Source organism: uncultured Pigmentiphaga sp. (assembly GCF_937950555.1).
In the GTDB taxonomy this organism is placed as follows: Bacteria; Pseudomonadota; Gammaproteobacteria; order Burkholderiales; family Burkholderiaceae_B; genus Pigmentiphaga.
Map to the genome: position 1 here is coordinate 13,066 of NZ_CALFCW010000054.1, position 18,366 is coordinate 31,431.

Sequence of the window (18,366 nt, forward strand, 5' to 3'; positions counted from 1 at the left end):
CCTCATTTGCCGAGTGCCTCAAAGCGCTCAGGCATGAAGGATGGATGCGCGACACGGTTGCGCCGCACGAGATCACCGGCCCGCTTCGGATCGCCGTAAAGGCGCCAGGCGTGCCACAGCGACGGCAGCGAACGCGGCACCGAGACCGTGACGATGGGCGCGAGATCGGCGATCTGCCGCGACAGCAGGTCGATGGCGCGGCCACGCATATCCTCGCTGGCGAGATACAGGGCGGCATAAGGCGCGCCCGTCATGTCCGCCTGTTCGCGCTCGATCAACTCGGCGAGCTCGGCGCGCGCCGTGATCGCGTTCCGACGCCCGTCGAACTGCCGCCGCGTGGTCGCCTCGACCATAGCTGCCAGTGCAGCTAGCCGCAGCACGAGCCCGGTGACGCGGCGGTTCGTGGCCGCCGCCCTCTCCCCGTCCGTGCGAGGCGTCTCCGCCGCGGGACGCGCATCGACGATCTCGCGGAAGGCCCCGACAGCGGCATCGGCGCCGAGACCGTCGCCGAGGTCTCGCGCAATCGAGAAGATACGCTCGGCCACCGCAGGCGCAGCGCCCGCCTCCCGCGTGATAAGGGCCGGCGCCTCGTCGTACAGGGCCGCGATGGCATCGCGCGCCGGCGCACTCACACTCGGGTCGACCGGCTGCGTGGTGCGCACTACCTCCAGCGTCGCCGCCGCCTCTTGCGCGGCATCGACGGCGGCGTCGACGGCGTAATCGGGGCGGCCGCGCACGTCCACCAACCCGCCATAGGTCCCACCGATGATGCCGGCCAGCGCGTCGACAGCGTTGAAGACCTGCTGCGCCAGATAGGCAACGCTCGCGATCGCGACCGTCGCCCCCTCCCGCACGAATTCAAGGTCATAGGCGACATAGCCGGCACGGTCCCGCTCGCGCGCGCGGCGGAAGTCGACACAGCGGGCCGTCAGCGGCCCGTGCATCGGCAACACGAGGACGGCCGGCCCCCGGGTGCGGCAGGCCGCGGCGAGCGCCGCAGCCTCCGCATCGGCCATGTCGGAGACGAGGTATGCCGTCACGCTGAAGAACGCGGCCTTTTGGCCGAGATCCTCGTTGAACGGCTCGTCGCGCATCGGAAACTCGTGCGTGACGATGCGCCGGCCACCTCGCTCCTCGTCGGCCTCCACCCAGAAGGGCACGCCGCGAAACGAGGCCGGGAAAAGCGCCCGTGACCAGTCCCTCATCGCCCGTCTCCGCAGCAGGCCGTTTGCGCTCGAGGTTTCATGCTCTAATCTCGCTGCCGCTCAATGGGGGCGGCCATGAAGATTATTTCTACAATCGCGTGCCTCGGCGCAGTCGTCATCTCAGCTTCCGCTGCGCACGCCGAGGTGTGGGGCATTAAAACGGACGAGGATCCACTCGACGACACCAAGACTGCGGTGGTTACGCAGCTGCAGAAGGGGGGCGGGCTGAATCCTTTCGCATTGGGCGCCAAGTGTTGGGAAGGAAGGCCAGGCAGTACAACCCTAATGCTGGCGTCACCCATGCGCTATGACCACTCTGCCTCGTACAAGGATCAAGTCGACGTAGTATTTCGCGTAGATAAGAATGAGAAGATTACCATTCCACTCGCAATAACCGAGTTGGGAGGACGCCTGATATTCGCGACGACCGCTGAACAAGAGGAAAACGTCTTCAAACTGTTCAGTCAGATTGCGGCGGCCAAACAGCGCATCGGCGTCGGGGTAGAAGGAACAGTTCTCACCTTTCCCGCCAAGGGGGCGGCCAAGGCCTTCGCGGAATTCACCAAGACCTGCAGTCTCCCCCTCACCCCCTCCTCATAATCATCCCACATCCGGCGACGACAGCCCGGTCGAGCCCGGCCCGACCGGGCTAGCCGGCGAGACACGAATATTACCCACCTCTTCTCGGATCACTTGCTGCACCTGCGCGCGGAAGAGATCCGTGTTGAGGGTGAGTTCGATCTGGTTGACAACACGCGCGTGCCCCTCGAGCTCGGCCTTGATAGGCCCCGCGTCCCCGAACACAGGCGCGCCGATCTTGGCCCCGAACGAGCCAAATCCGGGCCCATCCAGGGGGCTCGCTCCTGACACACCTTCCATCCCAGGAGCGGCGCCAATCGCTTTCGCACCCTTCCAACCCCTGCCCTGCACCGATGCGCCAAAGGGCTGCCACACGCCAACGCTCATGGCGCGCTGCGCCATCCATTGCGACTGCAATCGCTCCAGCTCGCGCTGGAAGTCGTAGATCCGCCGGTTCTCCTCCTCTCGCGTCGCCCTGTCGAATGCGTCGAGGCGTTTGTCGCCCAGCGACGAGCGCCCATAGATCAGCTCGTCGAGCATCTCCTCCCGCGCCTTGTCGGCTCGCGCCTCAGCGTCGCGCCGCCCCTCCCGCAACGCTGCATCGACACTGAGTGACTGCTCGTAGGCATCGACGAGACCGGCGATGCCCCCACGAAAGTCGATGCCCGTCAGGCCCAGAACCCAGGCGTCGAAGGCTTCGCCCTTTCGCTTTTCTTGCTCGATCCACTCCCGCGTTCCCTCCGCCTCGCCAGAAGCTTCCGCGTCAATGGCCGCGATGCGACGGCGCTTCTCAAGGATGTCCTCGACCTTCTGCAGTCCGTTACTGAGCTGGTCGATGCTCTCGGCGAGCCCCTGCAGCAGACTGCCGACGCCCATGTTGACGGCCCCAGCGCCCACGGACGTGACGAACCGGTCCCATGCGTTCGACAACTGGTCGAACTTCGCCTGGGAGTCGCCCAGCACGCGGTTGAGGTCCCGCTCGACAGTGCCGCTCGCCTCGCCGATGGCGCCGGCGAGCCTCTGCCACTCGCCACGCATCGACAGGAGCGCCCGCATGCCGCGGGCGAACTCCATGTCGCCGATGAGCTTTGGCAGCTGCGACAGGTCGCCCCGGATCGCCTTCCAGGTTGCATCCTCGAAGACCTCGATGAGGTTTCGCCCCTCCTTGCGCCCCTTCTTGAGGGCAGCCTCGAGGTCGACGCCCATCTTGGCGAAACGCTTGCGCGTCTCCTCCGACGACATCTTCTGAAGGATGTTGTTCATGGAGGTTGCCGCTTCCTCCGCCGATCCGGCGCCCTTGCGCAGGATCTGCAGCATCGCGACGAGGTCGGCGAGGCCCTTGGCGCCCTCCATTCCGATGGCCTTTGCCGCCGGCGCCAGCGACGGCAGGTAGCGGGCCATGTCCTTCAGCTCGAATTGCCCGGCCTTGCCGCCCTCGGCCATGATGTCGAAGGCCTTCTGCATCTCATCCGCACCGATCTTGAGGTGCGTGCCCACCGCGTCCGCAGAACGGGCAATGTCATCCACCTCTGCGCCGGCGGCCTGCGCCGTCTTGGCGACGGACGGCAGGAGGGCCCGTATTTCCTGCAGCGAGCGCCCCTGCGCGGCAAGGGCGTCAGCCCCCGCCACGATCTGGTCGAGCGGCATGGCGAGGTCGCCGGCCATGCGGCGCGCCTCGCCCGTGAACTGCTCCATCTCCTCGCGCGAGGCATCGGCCGTGATGCCGACGCGGGTCATCCTGCGCTCGAGCTCGGCAAAATTACGCACCGCCCGGGTCGTGCCGTACGCGAGCGCCGCCGGCCCTAGGACGCGACCGAGAGCCACCATGCCGGCCGTCATCGCCCGCGCCGCCCTATCGTGCAGCAACATCGTGCGGCCGACACCACGCGCCGCGCGATCGAGCCCGGCGAGCTTGCGGGAGACGGACGCAAAGGCGGCACCCGTGCGGTCCGACGCCGAGATGATGGCGGCAGCCTCTAGCGTGCGGGCCCTCGTCATAGATCATTTCCCCTTGCGGCGCTTGTGCCACTCGGCTGCCCGCGCGCCCCACGCGCAGATTTCGTCGAGCGTCAGACGCTGGACTGTCCCGGCATCCCAGCCGAGCCCGAAGACGAGGCTGTCGGCGACGGCTCCGACGCCTCGGGTTCGCGAAAAAAATCGAGGATCGCGTCCCTTACCTTCCGGGAATCGGCGAGGCCGAGGAGGCTGAGTGCGTGCACCTTGTCCTGGTCGACCATGAGCCGCTGCGCATACTCGCGCACGGTCGGATAGTCCACGTTGCGGAAGTAGATGCCGCTCCTGGCATATCCCTCAGCGTAGGGTTCGCCGAGTTCCATGTATTCCGCGAAGGTGGGCGGTCGCAGGGCGATTTCCCGCAGATGCTGGTCGTGCCAGAGCACTGGCTCGGCGAGCGCGATGGTGGTCGTCCTGCTCATCGATTAGCCTCGCGACTTGCGATAGGCGCGAGCGAGGCCCTGAATGCCGGTTACCTCGCCGGTGCCCCGGTCGACAGACGGCCGGCCCGTGAAGATCGCTCCGGTCCAGGTGTGCACGACACCCGTGTGATCCTCGATGCACGAGATGTTGTAGGGGCCGTTGCGCATGACGGCGTCCCAGTCGACATCGGCCGCGTCCTCGAAGGTCGGCTCGAAGCCGTAGCCGGAGGGCTTGTGCGAGGCGGACACGGAGTTGTCCTGGTTCACTATGCCCTCAACTTCCGTGTTGGATGGGGTCGTCTTGATGGCGGCGCGCAGCACCAGGGGCGCGCCGTTGTAGGTGAAACGCATTTCGCCGCCGAAGCTGGCCATGGCGCCGGTCTCCCGTTGCGGATGGTGGAAAAAGTTGGCCGGCCTCAAAGGCCCGGCCCGGTCAGCACCGTCCGTCAGGTGCGGACGTACTGCTGATAGATGGTCGCGTTGGCAGCAAGGATATCGAGCGGGTTCACGCGATCGAGCGGCGCGAACACGTCGACCCTGTTGGGATTCTCCGCATTGCGCCGCACGTCGAGCCGCCTGACGAACTCGGGCGCGTTCTCGAACACACCGCGCTGCACCAGCGCCTCGTAGGCGTGCACGAATGACCCCTTGATGTCCTTCGGCGTCGTGATCGCCGCGAGGTTGCCGGGATTATCGTCGGCGAGCGCCTTCTGTCCCTGCTCGTTGGCGAGCACCGTCCGGATGTAGGACAGGCCGCCCGACACCTGAAACAGCGCCTGGATGTCGCGGAAGGTGGAATCCGGCTGCCCACTTGGGCCGAGGCGGTAGGTCGTCACCAGCTTGTCGATTGCTACCTTGCCATCCGCCGTCACCTTCCAGGTCGAGATCCCGGACTTGGTGAGCGTGTTGCGTGCCGAATAGCCCCACCAGGTGCTGCGGTCGCGCGGAGGGGCAAGCCCCTCGACGACGAGGCCCGTCTGGTTGCGCGAGACATTTCCGGTGACGATATCCGCCAGCCAGGGCAGCACCCGCGCCGCAAAGCCGGCTGCCCACAGCCAGGACGGCTGCGGGGAGCCGGCAAGCCGCGGGATGATCGTCACGTGCCGGTCGTTGCGCCCGAGGCCGAGCGTCGACTGCGACGCGGTGTTGCCGGTATTGCTGCACATCACGTGGCCGTAGCTCTGTCGCATCCACGACCACCGGCCCGACACATCCGACAGTGCCGTGCCGTAGGCGTCCAGAGAGGTCGCATCCGACCACGGGCTGACGATCATGTCGGCGGGCTCGTCTCCGAGGGCAGCCAGCGCCGCGGCAAGAGACGGGGTGCCAGCGGCGGCCGTACCCGTCGCGACTGTGAGCGCGCCAGACGTGGCGAAAAAGTTGCCCGAGACCGTCGTCGGCACGAAGATGTCAACCTCGGCCATGATCGCGCCCTTGTGGCGCGAGGTGACGGTCACGACCTCCGAGGCCGCCGAGGCCGTCACGGGCAGCATGGCGCCCGTCAGGTCATTGTAGTAGCCGTTGATCGCTGCCGCGAGCGCGGCCGCCACGTCGGCCGCGGCATCGCCCGGCGCGATCGTCACCGACAGCCTCTCACCGCAGATGTCGATGATGCCGACGCCGCCGGTGGCCGGCGGCGAGCCCACGGTCAGGGTCCATGTCGGTGCTGTACCGGTCTCGGGCACGGGCACGATCCAGATCTCCTGCGCCGGCGCGTTGGCCGCGGCGATGCGGTACATCTCCCGAAGCATCGAGCCGGGCCCGGCCAGGGCGTCCGCCTCCGACAGCGACGTGACGACGGACGGCGTGTTGTCAGCGAGCGAGCCCCCGCTCGTCTTGTGGCCGAAGAGGACGAGGCGCGAAACGCTGTCGTACCAGCCTGCGCTATTGACCTCGAAGGCAAAGAGCGGCGCGACCAGCCCCGAGCCGGGGATGAAGTTGAAACCGATGCTCATGGCAGTTCCTCAGCTCCTCAGCGTTTCGTCTTGGAGGCTGGCGCCTTCTCGGCGCCCTCGTCCGGCAGACCCGCCTCGACGATCGATCCGTCGGCGAGGCACGCCATCCAGAAGGGGTCGTCGGCATCGACCGTCGTCCCCTCCGCCGGGAACAGGCGAAAGTCGCGGTCGGGCATGGGGAGCTTGCTCGCCGGGTCGGCGAGACGCGCAAAGATGCGGCGGGCCATTGGTCGTCCTCACGTTGCGCCAGGCACGGCGCGAAGGTCATAATCCTCCGCGGTCGGCATGCGGCCGATGCCCGCGAAGATGTCGACGGCCTCGAGCGGCACGAGGCCGGGCGGCGTCGGCACCAGTCCGGCGACGCGGTCGCAGATCCTGCGGCCATAGCTGCCCTCGGGCAGCGCCTCGGCAACGGTGCGCAGCGGCTCGGGCAATCCGGCAGGCTGCCCCGGTGCCGGCCATTCCGTGGTTTTGACCTGCACCGAGAACGAGATGGTTCGGAAGGCGAGCCGCGTCGTCTTCTCCGCATCGCGCAGCGGCACCGATTCGACGGACCGCACTTCCCTAGCGATGCGCCGATAAAGTGCCGCCGACGGGGCCGGCTGTCGGGCGTCCAGGATATATCGCACCTGCGCCTCGAGCACGTCGAGCAGCGCCTCGTGCTCCGGATCGGTCGGGCCGACGTCAGCAACCCCGACCGTGTCTGTACTGCCGTCCGGCAGGTCGATGAGGACCGTACCGCGAGCGGCGATCAGTGCCTCGACGACAAGCGTGACCAGGACCTCGTCCGGCCTGTGCCGACCGCTCCCCCACGGCGTGCCCTTGTCCTCCTCTGTGTAGACGAGGAGCACCGGGCGCGGCTTGTCTGGCGCGAGCTGGTCGATGGGCACCTGCCGACTGTCGTAGACGAGGGAGCCCGCCAGCGTCGGGTAGGGACCGGTCGCCTCGTAGGCGGCGGGGCAGAGCGCCTCCACGGCGGCGAGCCGCAGGGCGAGACGATGAAGGCTCATTGGTCCCCCTCGCCGCGTTCACGTGGTCCGCAGGACGCGGCAGTGTATCCGCCCCATGGCATCAGGAGGCGCATTGGCGATGCGCCACGTGACACCATCGGAGAGGCGCACGAGCACATCGCCCTCGCGCACGTCGAGTGCCGGCCCCGCCTGGTTGCGCGGGTCGATCTCGACAATGGGGTCGCCTGTCACAATGCCGGGCCGCTTGTCGGTGCGCTGGTCGTAGGCATCGGGCACAGAGAGCGTGGTCAGGGCATCGCGAAAGATGCCCACCACCTCTCGCTCCGGCCGCTCCGGGTCAGGCCCGGGCGCGCTGTTGACGCCGGCGCGCCGCATCGGCATGAGGCGCCACCGCTCGCCGAAAACGCGCTGCTGCACCCGCTCTGCTGCAGCGTCGAGCCGCGCATAGAGCGAGGCCATGGCGCTAGACGCCCGCCTGGCGCAGCAGCACGTTGCCGACGGTCGCGGCGCTAGCTGCCGCCGCGGCTGCGTACCCGATGAACGTGTTGTCCGTCGCCGTGACGGTCACGTACCTGCTGGTGTCGTTCCAGTAGAGCTTAGCACCTTCGGTCCAGGCGGATCCCGTAGCCTTGGGCAGCGTGAACACACCGGAGACCTTGCCCTCGAAGGGCTCGCCGGCGTCGGCGGACGCAACGGCGACGACGAGCAGGGCACCGATGAGATAGGCGCCGCCAGACACGACGCCGCCGGCGGGCGCGGTGAACGTCAGCGTATCGCCGACTTGGACGAAGTTCTTCATGGCCGTTCTCCATAACGACGAAGGCCACCCGGAGGTGGCCTTTCGTCGGATGTCTCAGCAGCGGGGCGTGTTCCGCGATCAGGAAACGCCCGGGTTCTTGTAGAAGCCGCGGTAGTCGATGGCTTTCGCACCGAAGTCGAGGCGGCCCTTGATTTCGATGCCATCCACCTCGAATCCCATGCGCTCCTCGGTGTAGAGCCCCTCCTCGCCCTCGAGATAGGCGTATTCGATCGTATCCCACTGTGCAGGGTCGACCGCCATGAACCACGGCACGGTGCCGCTGGCGGGCTTCAGGCGCTGCTCGATGATGAGGTCCATCGCATTCTGGTAGACGTTGACGTCGCCAGTCTTGGTCGCCGTCACTGACGCGAGCAGCTTCTGCGCCGCCACCTTGTACTTCGGCGGCACGATCAGGAACCGGGGCCGCAGGTTCATCGGTTTGCCGGCAGCATCCTTCTGCTCACCGATCGCGATCTCGGCAGCCTCCACCGTGGCCTCAGATGGCGCGCCGCCCGAGGAGGCGAGGTTGTTGTGGTCCGTGTGGAAGAGGGCCTTTCCGTCGCTCATCTGCGGATTGCTCATGAGAATGTCCCACACGAGGTCATTCTCGAGCTCCGCGGCAGCGCGACCGAACAGGCTCGGCAGACGGTCGAACGCACCGAGATCGTCATTGATGAGCGTCTGGCGCGTGATCGCGATGATCCGGCCATAGGTCGCGATCGAGTACCGCTCCACCGACTCCGACAGGGAGGCGTAGGTGTACTCGCCGCCCTCGCGGACCCTCTGGAACTCCGGCATGCCGGCGAGCTGGACGATGGCCCGCTCCTTGAAGTCGGGCGCATTGGACTGCCTGCAGAGAGGCCGCCACGTTTGCGGCGCCGCACGGTAGGCGTCGCGCAGCCGCTTTGACGCGACGTTCGCGAGCAGGTTCGGGAAGTCGGAGGTCGACATCATGCCTGCGGCTCGCGTCAGCCCAAGCAGGACTCCAGCGAGCTCACGCTTCGAGAGACCGCGCAGGCGGACACCATGCGTGTCCTCAACGAAAGCGCGCCCCATCTCGAGCAGCGACATACCGCGCCATTCGCGCGCGGCCGCGACCAGCGTTCGCGACGCTTCGTCGTTCGTCACGATCGCTTGGGGGTTCGCACGCAGCGCCACGGCCGCCTCGATGGCGCGGCGCAGGGTATCGCCCTCGTCGGTGACGACCTGCGTGCGCGGCGAAATCCGCGTCTTCTCGGCGCGCTGGGCGACCTCCTCGAGCACCAGCTCGCGAACCCGGTCGAGCGGCGTGCCCTCGGCGATGTGCCGGCTCGCAAAATCCGCCGGCATGTCGTGGCGCTGCGCAAGAGCCGTGATCTCCGCGCTGCGCTTGCGCTCAGCCTCGATCGCAGCAGCGGCACGCTTCTCCGCATCCTCCGTCGCCACCGGCGACGGCGCGGTACGCTCAGCGATGGGAGCGGGCTCGCTGCCCGCCGTGGAATCGACGCGCTCAGGCATCGCAGGCTCCTCCTGAATGACGGGCTCGGCCCGGGTGATGAATTCGACAGGGAAAACGGCGGTACTCTGGGACCGAACCTGCGCCCCGGCGTCCGCCGGTACTGTGACGAAGGAGATTTCGTGGGGCGTCCAGCGCTCCACGATGCGCTTCTCGACATCGCCGACCTTCTCGGGCGGGATGACGCGGACCTTGTCCACCGAGTAACCGACCGACACGTTGCGGATGATCCCTTCGGAGACCATCGCGAACATCCGGTCTGCGCGCTCATCGACGCCCTTCGACGGGAAGCGGATGGTGGCGCGCCCTTGCCCACCCTCAATCCAGGCGCGATCGACCACGCCGACCTGCGCGAAGGTGCTCCACATCGAATGGCTGTCGAGCGCAGGACCGCCCGCGTTCAGCCGGGACAGGTCCACCGCATCGCGGCTGACGACAAGAATTTCATCGAACGGCACCGAGGTATCCCAGCCTGTCCACCGCCTGCGCCGGACGGCCGCGCCCGTGGTGAACACGACTTCTACGGTGCGCGCCTCGGCGTCTGCCGAGGACACCGGCGCGACCCGGACCTGCATCGGCAGGGTGGCCGGCATCTCAACCAGATTGCTCTGCCGCATCGGCTTCATCCTTCGCAGATGGGTCATCACTGGACGGGGCCCCCTTGACGCCGTGCGCGCCTCGTCGTGGGTCGGTGTCGAGCACGACCTTTTTCTCGTCCAGAGACCGCTGCCAGGAAGCGACCTCGTCGAGCTGCTGGTCCGGATCGAACCCCCACGCGGCCACGAACTGAGGCCACGTCATCCTCCCCGAGCGGACAGCGAGAATGTCCGCCTGCATGTCCTTGAGCGGGTCGATCGGCTCCCAGCCGGGCATGATCCACTCGACGGGATAACCTCCGACCCGACGGGGCAGCGCCCCCGCGTCCATGGCCGCCTCGGCAAAGGCCTCGGCGAGAGGATCGAGAAGCATGGGCACCAGTGTCAGGTGCTGGAACTTCTCGATGAACCGCTTGAAGCCCCGGTCCCCCGCCTTGAGCGACGAATAGTTTGCCTGCCGGAGGTCGCCGGTCATCTGGTCGTAGGTGAGGCCCGCCCCGGCGGCGAGCGTCATCCAGGTGTTGATGAGCACGGAATCGAAGGCCAGCGACGACGAGGGAGACACGACGCCGATCTCCTCGCCCTGGTCGAGATAGTTCACCGTTCCCGGCGAGAGCGTTTCAATCCGTCGCGACCCGCCGCGACCGCCCGGTTCGTGACGGACCGAGGAACCAATGGATCGCACGGGATCGGTCGTCTTGACGAAGACCGACAGGCAAGCCTCGACGCGCGCCTTGACGGTGATTGCCTCCTCGAGATCGGCGACATCGCGCCCTTTGAGCAGCACGGGTGCCACCCACGGCACGCCGCGCCCCTGCCCGATCCTCAGTTTGCGGTAGACGTGCAGGATATCCCTGGCTGGCACCCGCACGGACGGCCGATGCAGACCGCCGGCGGCACCTGGATGCTCGGGCAGCAGCCAGTAGGCCACGCGCTTACCGTCCCGCTGGTATTCGATGCCCTGATCGATGATGCCATCAGTCGTCACGCGCAGCTGATCGCGGGCGCCGTCGAGGTGATCGGGCTCGAGCAGCTGGATTTCGAGAGGCACCTTGCGCCCTGCGGCAGGGCTCACCGGCACCTTGCGGATGAGAACCTCGCCAGCCTCGACGATGGTCCCGACCGCGAGGGAGATGAGGCCGTTGATGTCGAGCTGCTGCTCGAAATCGCAGCTCTTGCCCCATTCCCGCCAGAGCCTGGCCGCCCGCTGGTCAAGAGACGCGTTCCCCGTCTTGAACCGCGGCACGATCCCGTAGCCGACGGCATAGCTGTCGACCACCTCGCGGATCCGCGGTCCCCACCACGTGTTGCGCATCACGTCGCGCGAACGCGCGCGCAGACGCGGCAGGCTGCCCTTGATGGCCGCATTCGCCGACGCGTTCGTAGCGCGCCAGTTCTCGGTGCGCCTGCCCATGTGCGCGCCGTCATAGACGCGCACCTCGCTGAGCACCTTGCGCGCAAACTCCCGGCGCAATCCTGCCTCAGGCGCGAAGAATGAGATGGTCCGGTCGATGATGTTCACAGCCTACCACCTCAGATGAGCGACGACGGAGGTCCGCTCGTCGCGGCGTCCGGCAAGCTCGTCCTCGATCTGCCGGAGGATCGAGCGCATCTCTTCGAGCGACCGGTAGGTGACCTCTCGGCCGTCGGCGTACCGGACTTTCGACGCGCCGAGGACAATGGCCTCGCGCAGGGCATTGCGATCCGCTTCAGTCCAGGCCATCAGCGTTTCATCCAGTCCTTGTTAGGCTTGATCCAGCCGTCCCCCTCGGGCTCGGAGGGCACACCCGGCGTGGCGGTTTCAGGAGGCTGCACCACCTCCGCGGGCTCAGCCGAGGCCGACCGCGGTGTGAAGAGGTCGAATTTGGAGAGTTCGTCGGGAAGACCGCGAGCCCGTGCCAGGGCCGCCCAGTCCTGCGGCGTCATGGTGGATAGGCCGAGATATTCGGCCAGCGCCATGTTGTAGACGCGGCAGTCGAGCAGGTGGTTGTTGCCCGTGTCGACCCACCGCCGGCCGGCAACCCGGCCGCGCACGATCACGTCCTCCAGTCGCTCGTCCGTCAGCTGTTTGAAATACGCCTCGTCCAGCCACGCTCCGAAGTGGCAGTAGCCCGGCGGGTTGGCCGGCTGGCCCGACATGACGCCTTGTAGCTGCAGGTCAGCGTAGAACGAGCCCTTTAGGGGCCACGTCCCCACCGGCCATAGCTTGGCGCCCTGCTTGACCCTGTGCCCATCGAGGTCGATGTCCACGAGCTTCGGTGTGCCGATGGCCGGGTGCCCCCAGCCATCGCGGCCATCGACCGCGAGGATGAGATCGCGGCCGGTGTCCGGGTGCAGGCGCTGGTTGTTGCGCACCCAGGCATAGACCACGTGCGAGCGATAGCCGGCGTCGACAGCAAGCGCATCGAGGCGCCTCGGCCGATCCCACGCATCCCGGAAGGTCCGGTCGATCGTCGCCGCGCGCAGTCTCTGGAACGCCTCGCCCATCGGGTGTGACGTGTCGCCGTCGAGATAGTCGACATCGACGGTCCACGTCTGCCGGTCCGCGCCGACGGCGATGATCTCTAGCCAGATGCCGCGCATCTGCACGTCGGCTGCCGCGACGAGCAGCAGCCCACCGGCAGGCACGCGACCGCGCCGCACCTCTGGGTCGCGGCGGGCCATGAGCTTCTCGTAGTCGGGCGCGTCCCCCCGGAAGCGGAACGGCCTGCCGAGGGTCAGGTTCGTGAAGTCTTTGCGCCCCTTCTCGCCGCGCTTCTCGGCCTTGATCTTGTCCTCGGCAATCGCCTCGTAGCTCATCATCAGCGAGATGAAGGCATCGATGTGAAAGCCGGGGTGCCGGTCCGGCCCCGGGGCCGTCGGCCGCCAATGGCACAGGCCGGACTTGAGCGCCGCCACTCGCTCGGTTTCGGTGATCCCATGACCGCAGTGGTCGCACAGGTAGACCGAGCGATGCGGGCGCGCCTCATCCACCTGGAAGCGGTCCGGATTGTGCGTGAAGAACGCTCCGCACTCCGGGCACGGCAGGAAGTAGAAACGCTGGTCAGACCGCTTGAACGAGCGGTCGATGCGGCAGTGCCCCGCAGCCTCGCCCAGCTCGTCTCCGGTGTCGATTTCCGGAGTCGAGATTTCGAGGATCTTGTAGCTCTTGAGGCGCCGAAATGCCGTGAAACGCCCCTCGAACAGCGTCTCCGGGTCACCGAAGCCGGGGATGTCCTGCCATTTGGACAGCTCGTCCTTGATGCCCTTCTTCGCGGTCTTGGACGACAGATCCATGACGGAGTTGGCATTGCCGAGCCACAAGCGGCCGCCAGGGAATACCTTCTCGTAGGTCGTCGACCCCGCACCGGAGCGCGAGGTTTGCTCCGCGATCACAGTCCGCTTGATGTGCTTGTGCCAGGCTCGAATGAGCGGCTGCAGCTTTGCGGAGTTGAGGTCGCGCAGCATGTCGATGCCCGGAGCCACATAGAGTGTGTTGGCCGGCTCGCGGTCGGCGATGTACAGACACCAGCCGAGGGCGAGGATCGACGCACCCGTCTGCTGCGACTTGCGGACAGTAACCAGGTTGCAGGGATGATCGTCACACAGACAGTCAGCGATCTCCTGAAGGTAGGGCGCGTTCGCCAGGCTCCACAGCTCTCCGGCGTGCGGACCGTCGACCAGTACGATGTTCTCGGCCATCCACTTCGACAGAGGCACCGGCTTCGGAGGCCGGATAGCGCGAGAAAACCCACCGGCGACGATCACCGCAGCATCGGGATGTCCTGTCATGGCTCGACCGGTTCGGCTTCCGTCTCGTCTTCGCGCCGCCGGGACACCGCCAGTTTGTCGAGCTCGTTCGCGATGTTCTCGCGCATGCCGTTCGCGAGGCCCTTCAGAGCCACGCGGAGCCCGTGCGTCCCCTCGCGCGCGACAGCTGCGGCAAGGTCGTCGGCGGCCGCCGGCAGACGGTCAATGATGCGGGCAATGGCAGCGCCGCTCTCGGCGACCGCATGCTCCACCTCGTCCACGCGGACGAGCTTGCCCTTCAGCTCCTCGACTTCAAGGCGGCGGCGCTCAGCCTCATGCCAGGTCTTCTGGCGGAGGGCCTCGTCGTAGCTCTCGCTGGGCGCCGTCTGCGGCACGTCCGCTTGTCGCGGCGCCTGTGCCTTGGACGGGTCGCCGTAGCGCCCCCGAAGGTGGTCGTACTCCGCGACGTTGAGTGCGACGACGCGGCCCTGCGCATCACGCTCCACCGAGAGGCCATGCTTCTCGACGAGTTCCTTGACCTTCTTGGAAACCGCCTGCTTGGACACCCCATCCCGATCCGCCACCTGGCGGACCGTCCACATGACGGCACGCGGGGCGTCAACCGGGGTTGTCGGCGTCGTCAACATCGTCAACCCTGATTTTCGGCCTGCCTTACTGGCAAAAATTCGCGGGCAGCGCACCCGTGGGGCCCTCCCCGGCGGGAAGGACCCGTGAAACATACGCCGCGAAGCTCCCCGTCAGACCCCGTGCCGCGCCTTCACGCGGTCGATCTCACGGCCGATCTCATGCAGAGCCAGCGGCAGGATGACTTCGTTGATCTTGTCGGAAATGGCCTTGGTGGCCTCGGGCGTGAAGTCGGTCTTCCGGGCGTTGAGCAGTGGCCGCGGCACCGAAGGGCCATAGAGCTGCTTGATGGGCAGGCGCTTCTTGGACCTGCGAGCGAAGATGCTGATGTGCCCGTTGGGCATCCGAGCGATGAAAGCCCCACGGTGCAGCCCCCAGCGCCCTGCCACGACGCCGCTCGGCAGCAGGAACGGCTTGCCGCCGGCTGCCTCGGCATAGCGGAACAGCGTGAGGTAGCGCCCCGACACAGTCAGCGTTGCCACCGGTCGTGCGGCGGACGCGTGGAAGACCGCCGTCGCCCGGCGCACGTAGGCATAGGGCAGCTGCGCGCTCTTTGAGATGTGGCGCACCCACTGCGTTCGGGCTTGAGCGATGGCCTTGTTGATGGCCCGGGCGTAGGCCGCATTGCGGCGTTCCGCCGGGACGAGATCGCGAAACGCGCGCTCGAGGTTGTCGAACGTGTCGGCCACACGGATCGTGACGCTCATCGCCTCAGCCTCGCCCTCGCCGCCGCGACCTTCTGCGCGAGCGCCTGCGAGGCGTCCTGCGCTGCGCTGCGGGCGACGAAACGCAGCTCGTCGAGTGCGCGCCCGCCATCACCGCGCACAAGGGCATGGGCGGATCGGCCGAGGGCCGCGCGGCGTTCGGCGCATCGGCACATGCTCGCCTCCTCAGCTGGCGGCCCCCAACGCAAAAACCCCGCGCGGGTGTCCCGGCGGGGTTCGTCGATTTAAGACCTTTTCGTCTGTCCCGACCTATCGCCAAACAAAGGTCGCGCGTCAAGCCCCCTGCTTCGCTCGCCGCGGGCGCTTGGCCCTCATTTCCTTGTCCGGCAATGGTTTCAGAAGACTATCAAGGACACGCTGGCCGGGGCGCCCCACCTCCCACGGGCGGTGCGGGCGAGGCGAAGGACGCACATCGATCGATTCGAGCTGGCCAGAAAGCTCCTCAGTCAGCAGGTCGAGCGCCGCCCGCCACACCTCATACTCTGCGCGCTCGACGAGCCCTGGCACCGGATCGGGAACAAGGTGGGTTTTCTGGTACGCGCCCGGGCGAGGGCGGCGGCGCGTGTAGCTGAAGCCGTCCACCTCGACGACGCGCGCAACGCGCTGCCCGCCGAAGGCTTCCTCCCAGATCGTCTCCTTCACGAACCAGGCGGGCTGTCCGGTCTTCCCGCGGCGCACCACCTCAACGACCGGCACCTCCATTTCCCAGTCCGGGCACCCGCCGAGGATGGCGTGCTTCTCCACGAGCCGGCGCGGCGTGCGCCGGAGACGGCGGCGATTTTGCTCGTCGACGATGGTCGCGGCGTCGATCGCGCGGGCAATCGCCTCCCGGCCGAGGTCGCCGAGGTCGCCGAGGTCCACCATGGGGTTCCAGTCGTCGGGCAACTCGATTTCGAGGTCATCGAGCGCTCGCACCCGCTCGAAGATGGCGATGGCGTCCGCGTGCGGGCCGTTGGAGGAGAGGAGATCAGGCACGACGCCGAAGCTGTTGTCGTCAATCACCGTGAGCAGTTCGACGAAGGACTCGACGCTGCTCCATGCGGCACTCATCCCTCGCGCAAGCCCGGCCCGCGCCGGCGCGGCCTTCGGCAACTCGTCCCGGTAGGCCCACCGCAGCACAGCCTCGATATCCATCACCCGCTTTGCCGTCATTGCCGCCGCTCCTTTGTCATCAGGGAGGCAAGGGACGCTAGGGAGGATCGCAGGGAGGCACCATGCGCAGGTTCTTACTTCCCTAAACCCCTGCACTCTTTCCTCTTTTTTCCTTTCGGCTCGCTTTCAGGGAAGGTAGGGAGGCAAGAGTGTCGTGATGCGTAAGAACGAAACCCGCTCATAACCCTGATGAGCGCCAGCCTCTCACGCGCGTCCGCCCGGATTGCCTCCCTAGCCTCCCTACCGTCCTAACCCGTTGATCTCCCTCGCCCTCCCCGAGGGAGGCAGCCGAGCCGCGCGCCCGCCAGCCTCCCTAGCCTCCCTCGGCAAGGCGCGCCTCAGCCCTCGCTGTCCCCGCCATGGGTGTGCGAGGGCGGCCGGTATTCGTCCTTGATGCGCAGGCCGCGGTAGAGGCTCATGCCCATCGACTTCGCCTTGCGGAATCCGAATGCCGCGGCCTTGAGCGGCAGGTTGCGGTTGAATGTCGTCGGTCCCCAGGCATTGAAGCCGGCCCGCTCGCAGAACACCTTGAACGAGGCGTGCGCCTCGCCCGGCGTCATCACGTCGGTGTCCTCACCGGTGACGATGCAGGCCTCGCGCACCCAGGCGCTCACCGGGTCCGATTCCTCGCGGTATTCGTCCGTGGCCGCCCGCACGGCCTCCGGGATGCCCAGCCCCTCCTGCAGGTAAGAGAGCGCGCCCGCAATGAGCCAGTTGAGGATACCGGCCCGCTCAGCCCACAGCTTGTCCGGCAGCGCGCGGTCGATGTCCTCCTTGGGAATCTGCACGAGGAATGGCACCAGCAGCACGCGCCGCCAGATGCCGTCGTCCGTGCCCTTGATGGTCGGCTTGTGATTGCCTGACACGACCAGCTTGAAGGTGGGGTACACCTCCACGAAGTCTCGGTGCAGATGGCGCACCAGGATGGGCTCGCCCGAGGTGAGCGATTTCACCATCGCCTCGCGAAATTGCATCGATTGCTCCGGCTCGCTCGCGCGCACAAGCCGCGTGCCCGGCAAACGGGCAAGCTCGGGCGTCGCCTCGGACCCCTTGCGGCGGTCCTCGCCCGCCAGCGTCTCGAAGGGCACGGATGCAGCATAGTCGCCGAGCAGCCGGCAGATGAGGTCCACGAGGGTCGACTTGCCGTTGCGCCCCTGCCCGTAGAGGAAGACGAAGACCTGCTCGCCCGTCAGGGCCGTCAGTGCATAGCCCAGGTAGCGCTGCATGAAGGCGCGCACCTCGTCGTCCGGCAGCACCGTCTCGATGAAGCGCAGGAAGTTCGGGCACTCCGCCGCGTCGTCATAGGCCACCGGGATCAGCTTGGAGATGAGATCTTCCCGCCGGTGCGGGTCGAGCCGCACGGTCCAGATGGCCTGCTTGCCCTCGCCCTGCCGGACGAGGCGCAACGTGCCGTTGTGGCAATTGATGGCGAGAGGGTCGGCGTCGAGTTCGGAGACGGATTTCGCGACGTAGACGGCCGCCTCCTTGAGCATGTTGTCGATCTTTCCGGACGAGGCCGAGGTCTTGGCATAGCGCACGCGCCTGGCGCGCCGCTCCGAGATCGCCTTGGCCGCCTCGGCGCCGAGCCCCACGATCTCGCCGAGGCGCAGCAGCTCCAGTTCCTCCTCGGGTGTGCGCTGGCGGCCGAGTTTCTTCAGCCTGGTATACCGCGGCATCACCTCCTCTGCCGCTGCGATGGCCGCCTGCTCCTCCTCGGTCGGCTCGACCAGCGTCGCCTCAAGGCGGATCTCCTCCACCGTCCTGTGCGCCAGGGGGCGGATGCTCGCTCCCTCCACGTCCTCCGCCCACCGCCGCCCGTCGTAAACGTGGAAGCCGATGCGCATCACGGAGATGACGTCGTTTCGGTAGCGGTGCAGAAAGCGCCGGGCATTGCCAATGTCCGTCTCCGGCTCGGCGGCACAGCGGCGCACCAGCTCCCAGTCCACCGGATCAGGCACACGCTCCGGCGGCTCGCCGCCGCCCCCGCCTCGATCCCCGCCGCCGGGTGTGCGAGGGCCGCCGCCATCGCCGGTGGGCGCAATGTCCACCGGCTCGGCGTTCTCCACGATCTCGGCAATGG

The 18,366-nt window shown here is 67.2% G+C and carries 18 protein-coding genes; 1 reads left to right on the plus strand and 17 read right to left on the minus strand.

The annotated features are described in order from the left end of the window. Positions 1-2 precede the first annotated feature (2 nt). Entirely contained in the window at positions 3-1,205 is a 1,203-nt protein-coding gene (locus tag Q0319_RS13610) for a DNA circularization N-terminal domain-containing protein (RefSeq protein WP_183335885.1), read from the minus strand. A 75-nt stretch (positions 1,206-1,280) separates the two neighbouring features. On the opposite strand from Q0319_RS13610, the gene Q0319_RS13615 reads away from it, so the two are divergent. Continuing rightward, a complete protein-coding gene (locus tag Q0319_RS13615; RefSeq protein ID WP_299453401.1) occupies positions 1,281-1,805 on the plus strand; it encodes a hypothetical protein in 525 nt (174 codons plus the stop codon). Here Q0319_RS13615 and Q0319_RS13620 read toward each other — a convergent pair whose 3' ends face one another. The 16 genes from Q0319_RS13620 to Q0319_RS13695 all read right to left on the minus strand — a co-directional run. Beyond that, positions 1,806-3,782, minus strand: a complete 1,977-nt coding sequence (locus tag Q0319_RS13620) for a phage tail tape measure protein (protein ID WP_299453403.1) — start codon at positions 3,780-3,782, stop codon at positions 1,806-1,808. Positions 3,783-3,853: 71 nt separating this feature from the next. Next, positions 3,854-4,219 carry a hypothetical protein gene (locus Q0319_RS13625; protein WP_299453405.1) on the minus strand — a complete coding sequence of 122 codons (366 nt, stop codon included), beginning with the start codon at positions 4,217-4,219 and terminating at the stop codon, positions 3,854-3,856. A gap of 3 nt (positions 4,220-4,222) precedes the next feature. After that, on the minus strand, positions 4,223-4,591 hold the full coding sequence (locus tag Q0319_RS13630) for a phage tail tube protein (protein ID WP_183335877.1): 369 nt from the start codon (positions 4,589-4,591) through the stop codon (positions 4,223-4,225). Between the two features lie 74 nt (positions 4,592-4,665). Continuing rightward, the gene (locus Q0319_RS13635; protein WP_183335875.1) at positions 4,666-6,174 is read right to left on the minus strand and encodes a phage tail sheath subtilisin-like domain-containing protein; all 1,509 of its coding nucleotides are present in this window, start codon (positions 6,172-6,174) and stop codon (positions 4,666-4,668) included. A 17-nt stretch (positions 6,175-6,191) separates the two neighbouring features. Continuing rightward, a complete protein-coding gene (locus Q0319_RS13640) occupies positions 6,192-6,401 on the minus strand; it encodes a hypothetical protein (RefSeq protein ID WP_299453418.1) in 210 nt (69 codons plus the stop codon). Positions 6,402-6,410: 9 nt separating this feature from the next. After that, positions 6,411-7,184, minus strand: a complete 774-nt coding sequence (locus tag Q0319_RS13645; protein WP_299453420.1) for a hypothetical protein — start codon at positions 7,182-7,184, stop codon at positions 6,411-6,413. Positions 7,185-7,202: 18 nt separating this feature from the next. Continuing rightward, entirely contained in the window at positions 7,203-7,604 is a 402-nt protein-coding gene (locus tag Q0319_RS13650; protein ID WP_299453422.1) for a hypothetical protein, read from the minus strand. 4 nt (positions 7,605-7,608) lie between these two features. Then, positions 7,609-7,944 carry a DUF2190 family protein gene (locus tag Q0319_RS13655; RefSeq protein ID WP_299453426.1) on the minus strand — a complete coding sequence of 112 codons (336 nt, stop codon included), beginning with the start codon at positions 7,942-7,944 and terminating at the stop codon, positions 7,609-7,611. A 78-nt stretch (positions 7,945-8,022) separates the two neighbouring features. Beyond that, positions 8,023-10,083, minus strand: a complete 2,061-nt coding sequence (locus tag Q0319_RS13660; RefSeq protein WP_299453429.1) for a prohead protease/major capsid protein fusion protein — start codon at positions 10,081-10,083, stop codon at positions 8,023-8,025. After that, on the minus strand, positions 10,034-11,557 hold the full coding sequence (locus Q0319_RS13665; RefSeq protein ID WP_183335856.1) for a phage portal protein: 1,524 nt from the start codon (positions 11,555-11,557) through the stop codon (positions 10,034-10,036). The genes Q0319_RS13660 and Q0319_RS13665 overlap by 50 nt, the downstream gene beginning before the upstream one ends. A gap of 3 nt (positions 11,558-11,560) precedes the next feature. Next, positions 11,561-11,758, minus strand: a complete 198-nt coding sequence (locus tag Q0319_RS13670) for a hypothetical protein (RefSeq protein WP_299453439.1) — start codon at positions 11,756-11,758, stop codon at positions 11,561-11,563. Then, positions 11,758-13,806, minus strand: coding sequence for a terminase gpA endonuclease subunit (locus tag Q0319_RS13675; RefSeq protein WP_299453442.1), 2,049 nt, complete (start codon positions 13,804-13,806; stop codon positions 11,758-11,760). The genes Q0319_RS13670 and Q0319_RS13675 overlap by 1 nt, the downstream gene beginning before the upstream one ends. Then, entirely contained in the window at positions 13,803-14,411 is a 609-nt protein-coding gene (locus Q0319_RS13680) for a hypothetical protein (RefSeq protein ID WP_299453445.1), read from the minus strand. The genes Q0319_RS13675 and Q0319_RS13680 overlap by 4 nt, the downstream gene beginning before the upstream one ends. Before the next feature lie 111 nt (positions 14,412-14,522). Further along, complete coding sequence (locus Q0319_RS13685) at positions 14,523-15,116, minus strand: phage tail protein (RefSeq protein ID WP_299453448.1); 594 nt, start codon at positions 15,114-15,116, stop codon at positions 14,523-14,525. 291 nt (positions 15,117-15,407) lie between these two features. Further along, positions 15,408-16,286 (minus strand): hypothetical protein, encoded by an 879-nt coding sequence (locus Q0319_RS13690; protein WP_299453451.1) that lies wholly within the window; start codon positions 16,284-16,286, stop codon positions 15,408-15,410. A gap of 338 nt (positions 16,287-16,624) precedes the next feature. Then, the coding region (locus Q0319_RS13695) for a phage/plasmid primase, P4 family (RefSeq protein WP_299453454.1) at positions 16,625-18,366 on the minus strand (1,742 nt) is incomplete at its 5' end.

Coding starts and splice junctions, on each gene's coding strand:
- Q0319_RS13610 (WP_183335885.1), bottom strand. CDS start 1,205: ATGAGGGACTGGTCACGGGCGCTTTTCCCGGCCTCGTTTCGCGGCGTG.
- Q0319_RS13615 (WP_299453401.1), top strand. CDS start 1,281: ATGAAGATTATTTCTACAATCGCGTGCCTCGGCGCAGTCGTCATCTCA.
- Q0319_RS13620 (WP_299453403.1), bottom strand. CDS start 3,782: ATGACGAGGGCCCGCACGCTAGAGGCTGCCGCCATCATCTCGGCGTCG.
- Q0319_RS13625 (WP_299453405.1), bottom strand. CDS start 4,219: ATGAGCAGGACGACCACCATCGCGCTCGCCGAGCCAGTGCTCTGGCAC.
- Q0319_RS13630 (WP_183335877.1), bottom strand. CDS start 4,591: ATGGCCAGCTTCGGCGGCGAAATGCGTTTCACCTACAACGGCGCGCCC.
- Q0319_RS13635 (WP_183335875.1), bottom strand. CDS start 6,174: ATGAGCATCGGTTTCAACTTCATCCCCGGCTCGGGGCTGGTCGCGCCG.
- Q0319_RS13640 (WP_299453418.1), bottom strand. CDS start 6,401: ATGGCCCGCCGCATCTTTGCGCGTCTCGCCGACCCGGCGAGCAAGCTC.
- Q0319_RS13645 (WP_299453420.1), bottom strand. CDS start 7,184: ATGAGCCTTCATCGTCTCGCCCTGCGGCTCGCCGCCGTGGAGGCGCTC.
- Q0319_RS13650 (WP_299453422.1), bottom strand. CDS start 7,604: ATGGCCTCGCTCTATGCGCGGCTCGACGCTGCAGCAGAGCGGGTGCAG.
- Q0319_RS13655 (WP_299453426.1), bottom strand. CDS start 7,944: ATGAAGAACTTCGTCCAAGTCGGCGATACGCTGACGTTCACCGCGCCC.
- Q0319_RS13660 (WP_299453429.1), bottom strand. CDS start 10,083: ATGACCCATCTGCGAAGGATGAAGCCGATGCGGCAGAGCAATCTGGTT.
- Q0319_RS13670 (WP_299453439.1), bottom strand. CDS start 11,758: ATGGCCTGGACTGAAGCGGATCGCAATGCCCTGCGCGAGGCCATTGTC.
- Q0319_RS13675 (WP_299453442.1), bottom strand. CDS start 13,806: ATGACAGGACATCCCGATGCTGCGGTGATCGTCGCCGGTGGGTTTTCT.
- Q0319_RS13680 (WP_299453445.1), bottom strand. CDS start 14,411: ATGTTGACGACGCCGACAACCCCGGTTGACGCCCCGCGTGCCGTCATG.
- Q0319_RS13685 (WP_299453448.1), bottom strand. CDS start 15,116: ATGAGCGTCACGATCCGTGTGGCCGACACGTTCGACAACCTCGAGCGC.
- Q0319_RS13690 (WP_299453451.1), bottom strand. CDS start 16,286: ATGACGGCAAAGCGGGTGATGGATATCGAGGCTGTGCTGCGGTGGGCC.